This window comes from candidate division TA06 bacterium, assembly GCA_004376575.1.
Classification (GTDB): Bacteria; Hydrothermota; DG-26; order E44-bin18; family E44-bin18; genus E44-bin18.
Genome location: SOJN01000002.1, coordinates 1 through 4,635, shown reverse-complemented (window position 1 = coordinate 4,635; position 4,635 = coordinate 1). Strand labels below are relative to the sequence as shown.

Here is a 4,635-nt window from a genome sequence, read left to right as displayed (position 1 = left end):
GTGCCTACGCTCATGTCCCATGATGGCATTTGCTCTCCAATCGCTGTACTGAAGGATGGCGCGGGTAAATCGCAAAGCCTCGTGGCGCGAATGCCTCATGGTCTGATTGCAGATCTGGAGGTGATAGCCGCATCTCCTGTGCGCACGAGACGAGCTGGTGTGGGTGATCTGGTTTCCAACCTCTCAGCCCTATCCGACTGGCGTCTGGCCTGTGAATGTGGGAAAGAAGAGATGGAGGACTTTGCCTATCTTCTATCGAACACTGCCGCTCTTTCTGTTGTTAAGAGTGAAAGCAAGAATGTAGAAGACAAACTGTTCTTGAGAGACGTTCTGAACGGCCTGATCTTAGGTGGCATTGCCATGGAGATTGCGGGAACCAGCAGACCCTGCAGCGGTGGGGAGCATGAGTTCAGCCATGCTCTTGATGTGATCGGAACCTCCGCGCTCCACGGAGAACAGGTGGCAGTGGGAACCATTCTCTGCTCTTACCTCCGTGGTGAAGACTGGCAACTGTACAAGAGAGTGTTTGATCTTGTGGGGCTTCCCGTGAATGCCTCGGGCCTGGGAATAAGTTCAGAAACTGCAGTCAGGGCGCTGGTGGAGGCGCCAAGAACCAGGCCGGATCGATATACTATCCTCGAGCACGTGGGAATAGATGAGAAGATTGCCAGAGAGGCAGCTGAAGCGACAGGGGTAATATAGAGAGCGGGTCTGGTTTTTTTCGAGATGATGGGCGTTTGAATTGACATAAGCCTCAGTGCCTGCTAGCATTTTAGCTCTACAGATGGAGGTTTGGAATGATTGACGGTGTCCACGTCAAGAAGCTGAAGTTCATTAAGGATGAGCGGGGCAAGCTCATGGAAGTTATCAGGAAGGACGATCCTTTCTACAGTAAGTTCGGCCAGGCATATGTGACTACTGTCAAACCCGGGGTTGTGAAAGCGTGGCACCACCACAAGATTCAGGATGACAACATCGCTCTTGTAAGGGGAAAGGTGAGACTTGGCCTCTATGATGCCAGGGAGGGGTCGAAAACGTATGGAGAGGTTATGGAGCTTTTTGCTGATGAGGAAAACCCAGTGCTGGTGCACATACCTGCCGGGGTCTATCACGGATTCAAGGGTATTGGCGATCAGGAGACGATGGTGATGAATGTTCCTACCGAGCCATACAACCACGAGAATCCTGATGAGTACAGGTTGGATCCTTTTGATAACGACATCGCCTTTGATTGGAAGAAGTGAGGATATCAGTATGACCATTCTGGTGACCGGAGGGGCAGGATTCATAGGGTCGAACTTTGTGAAACTCTGCATGAGGAAGCACCCAGAGGCAAGAGTTGTCGTTCTGGATGCTTTGACCTATTGCGGCAACATGGAGAACTTCACCAAAGAGATTCTCGAGAGCGACAATTTCGAGTTCATCCATGGAGATGTGAGAGACAGGGAACTTGTGGAGAAGACGATGCAGAGGGTTGATAAGGTGATCCATTTTGCTGCTGAGACGCACATAGACAGGTCCATAGACAATTCTGATCCATTCATTAGTACTGATGTTAAGGGAAGCCAGGTTCTTCTGGAAGCGGCGAGAAAACATCCCATTGAAAGGTTTGTCCACATATCTACGAGCGAGGTCTACGGAACCGCGGAGCAGATTCCGATGACAGAAGAGCATCCATTGAAACCCAAGAGCCCGTATGCAGCGGCGAAGTGTGGGGCAGACAGGCTTGCGTATGCTTATTTCATAACCTATGGTGTGCCGACATGTATAATAAGGCCCTTTAACAACTACGGCCCGAACCAGTTTCCAGAGAAGCTGATGCCCTTGTTTATTACAAACGCGCTCGAGGATAAAGAACTTCCTGTGTACGGCGCGGGAAAGAACACCAGAGACTGGCTGTACGTAGAGGACTGTTGCGAAGCTCTGGATAGGGTAATGAATATGGATGTGGAGAGAATTAAGGGTGAAGTGATAAATCTTGGGACCGGGAAGGACTACGATGTACTGACGATTACGCGAATTATCCTGGAAGCGGTCGGCAAACCGAAGTCACTCATAAAGCATGTGGGTGATAGGCCAGGCCATGTGGAAAGGCTCATATCAGCTACTGATAAGGCCAGGGATCTTCTGTCATGGGAAGCCGGGACAGGGCTCGAAGAAGGGATGGGGAAAACCGTGGACTGGTTCAAGGCAAACGGGGACTGGTGGAAGAAGATTAGAGAAGGGCGAAGAGAGTATCAGGATTTCTACAGGGATTGGTATTCGAGGCTGTAGATTCCACACCATGGGTTTTGTGTCGAGAATTAGCGGTGTAAGATTCTGTGCCTCAATCTGTTAGGTTGCGGGCTCGGACCCAAGAAATCTCTTGACAAGATTTAGGTAAACAAGTACAATTTGGTTGTAGGTTTTACTGGAAGGGTGGTGTTTATCGAGGTTCGTTAAAGGTAGGCCGAACATTGGGGCATTAGAGTTTAGCCCATGTTCTTTTCGTCTGCTCAAATAGCCCGAGCGGCGACGCGTAGCCTTTGGCGAGCTGGGGTACACACTCACCCGGATTTTTATGCCGGGCCCCCAGGGTGCCGGTTTTTTTGAAAGCGGTCTTCAATAGGAGAAACGACATGTGTGGTCTCAGACTTCTGTGTGTATGTGCGTTGGTCTTGGTTCCAGGCTTCGTTCTTGCTCAGGAATCTGGAGATCTGGGTGTACCCGCGGGTGAGGCTGAAACTGCTCTTGAGTCACCTGTGGATCCAGAGACCTATGTCCTAGGCCCGGGAGATGGGCTCTTCATTTCTCTAACGGGATCCATAACCGATATGTACTGGGGGAGCGTCACTCTTCAAGGCAGACTCTATCTGAAGACGCCGGTCTCAAGAGTCACAATTGGTGAAGCCTCAAATCTTCGGATCCCTGTCTACAAGACGATTGATCGGATACAGGTGAGCGGCATGACCCTTGCCAATGCGGAAAAGAAGGCCAATGAAGTTGCATCCAAGTATTTCAAGGATGTGCAGGTGTCGTTGGGGCTGGCGCGTTTCAGACGCTGCAAGGTTTTTGTTGTAGGGGATGTGTTCAAGCCCGGTGTCGTTGGTGCGACGCCGGTCACTCGTGCGTCTGAAGTTCTGAAGAGGGCGGAACTCCAAGGAACTGCATCAAGAGCCAGTATTGAACTGCTCCGGGGAGGTGACGTCCATTCTATCATCAATCTGTACAGCTTTGAGCTCACAGGAGACGCTTCTGCCAATCCCTTCGTCATGGATGGCGACATCATCATGGTGCCGGCCATGAAGAAGAGGGTGACAGTCCGTGGAGCCGTCTATGGCTCTGGCGTTTACAGCTTGAGAATCAGTGCCTTGACAGCCGAACAGACAAGGACAAGCGAGGGGATATATGAGCTCGAAGCAGGGGACAAAGCAACTGAAATAGTGAGAAAAGCTGGAGGAGTCGCCCCCTGGGCTGATCTTAGAAATTCCTATGTTAAACGCCGCACGGGAGCAGAGAGCAAGGCAATCAAGATAGGAGTGGACCTGGAAAAGGTGCTAGTGGAGGGCGATACTCTGGCTGACGTACTGATGGAGGATGGAGACATATTGGTTATACCCTCTGTTGAGGATGTTGTTTATGTTGAGGGCGCTGTGAACGCTCCTGGAGCCATCCTGTATCAGCCTGAGCTGGGAGCATTGAGCTACATAGGTCTTGCCGGTGGTCCTACTGACAGGGCCTCCATGGGCAGGGTCAAGGTGAGGCGTCCTAACGGCGACATAATATCCGCCAACGGAAACCCTGAGATAAGGCGAGGAGATGCGGTTATCGTGCCAGAGGTCACTCTCAGATGGTGGCAGGACTATTTAACAATTGGGACCGCAGTTACCTCTGTGGTTATCGCCTGGCTCACCATCGCAAGATAGGTTATAAAGAGATGGAAAGAGAAGTGAACATAAGGGACTATTTCAAGGTGATTGTGAAGTGGAGGAGGCTTATCGTCTTCAACACCGCCGTGATCACCATCTTGACTGTTGTCATAAGCCTTGTCCTTCCAAAAAAATACACAGCCTCGGCCACGCTTCTTCCCCCGGTTGAACAACCTGAGATCCTGGGAATTGGTTCCCTACTTGGCGGTGGCCTTGGTGCCGTCGCTTCGATGGCTGGGCTCCCAGGAATGGCAACTGCCTCGGATGTCTTTGTCAAAATCCTCAAATCAAGAAGGGTGATGGAAAGGGTTATACAGAAGTGTAACCTCATGGATGAATACGGAGCTGAGACTCTGGAGGAGGCCGTTATCTCTTTGAAGGGGGCAACATCCCCTGAAGTCTCCCCTGAAGGGCTCATCATCGTTTACGTGGATGCGAAAACTGCCGTTCTTGCCGCAAAGATTGCCAACTCATACATAGACGAACTGGATAGATTTAACACGGAAGTGAACATGACCAGGGGAAAGAGAAACCGTATGTTCATTGAAGACAGGTTGGAGCAGGTGAAGGAAGACCTGAGCGCAGCCGAGGAGTCGCTCAAGGTGTTCCAGCAAGAACATAAGACAGTGTCCTTAGATGAGGAAGTCAAGGCAGCAATTGTGGCGGCAGGGAATCTCAAAGCCGAGATTATAGCCAGGGAAGTTCAGCTTGGAGTTCTCAGAGAATA

General features: G+C 50.9%; 5 protein-coding genes. All 5 read left to right on the top strand.

Going from position 1 to position 4,635, the window contains the following annotated elements:
- Positions 1-702, top strand: a 702-nt coding sequence (locus E3J62_00045) for an iron-containing alcohol dehydrogenase (GenBank protein TET47908.1), incomplete at its 5' end; no start/stop codon positions are given.
- 95 nt (positions 703-797) lie between these two features.
- Complete coding sequence (locus tag E3J62_00040) at positions 798-1,244, top strand: dTDP-4-dehydrorhamnose 3,5-epimerase (GenBank protein TET47907.1); 447 nt, start codon at positions 798-800, stop codon at positions 1,242-1,244.
- 10 nt (positions 1,245-1,254) lie between these two features.
- Complete coding sequence (rfbB, locus tag E3J62_00035) at positions 1,255-2,274, top strand: dTDP-glucose 4,6-dehydratase (protein ID TET47906.1); 1,020 nt, start codon at positions 1,255-1,257, stop codon at positions 2,272-2,274.
- 344 nt (positions 2,275-2,618) lie between these two features.
- Positions 2,619-3,905: a hypothetical protein gene (locus E3J62_00030; protein ID TET47905.1), complete on the top strand. Its 1,287-nt coding sequence runs from the start codon at positions 2,619-2,621 to the stop codon at positions 3,903-3,905.
- On the top strand, positions 3,830-4,635 hold an 806-nt coding region (locus E3J62_00025), incomplete at its 3' end, for a hypothetical protein (protein TET47904.1). The genes E3J62_00030 and E3J62_00025, both read left to right, overlap by 76 nt.

Bases quoted from the DNA above. Each gene is read 5' to 3' on its own strand.
- E3J62_00030 (TET47905.1), top strand. From the start codon at position 2,619: ATGTGTGGTCTCAGACTTCTGTGTGTATGTGCGTTGGTCTTGGTTCCA.
- rfbB (TET47906.1), top strand. From the start codon at position 1,255: ATGACCATTCTGGTGACCGGAGGGGCAGGATTCATAGGGTCGAACTTT.
- E3J62_00040 (TET47907.1), top strand. From the start codon at position 798: ATGATTGACGGTGTCCACGTCAAGAAGCTGAAGTTCATTAAGGATGAG.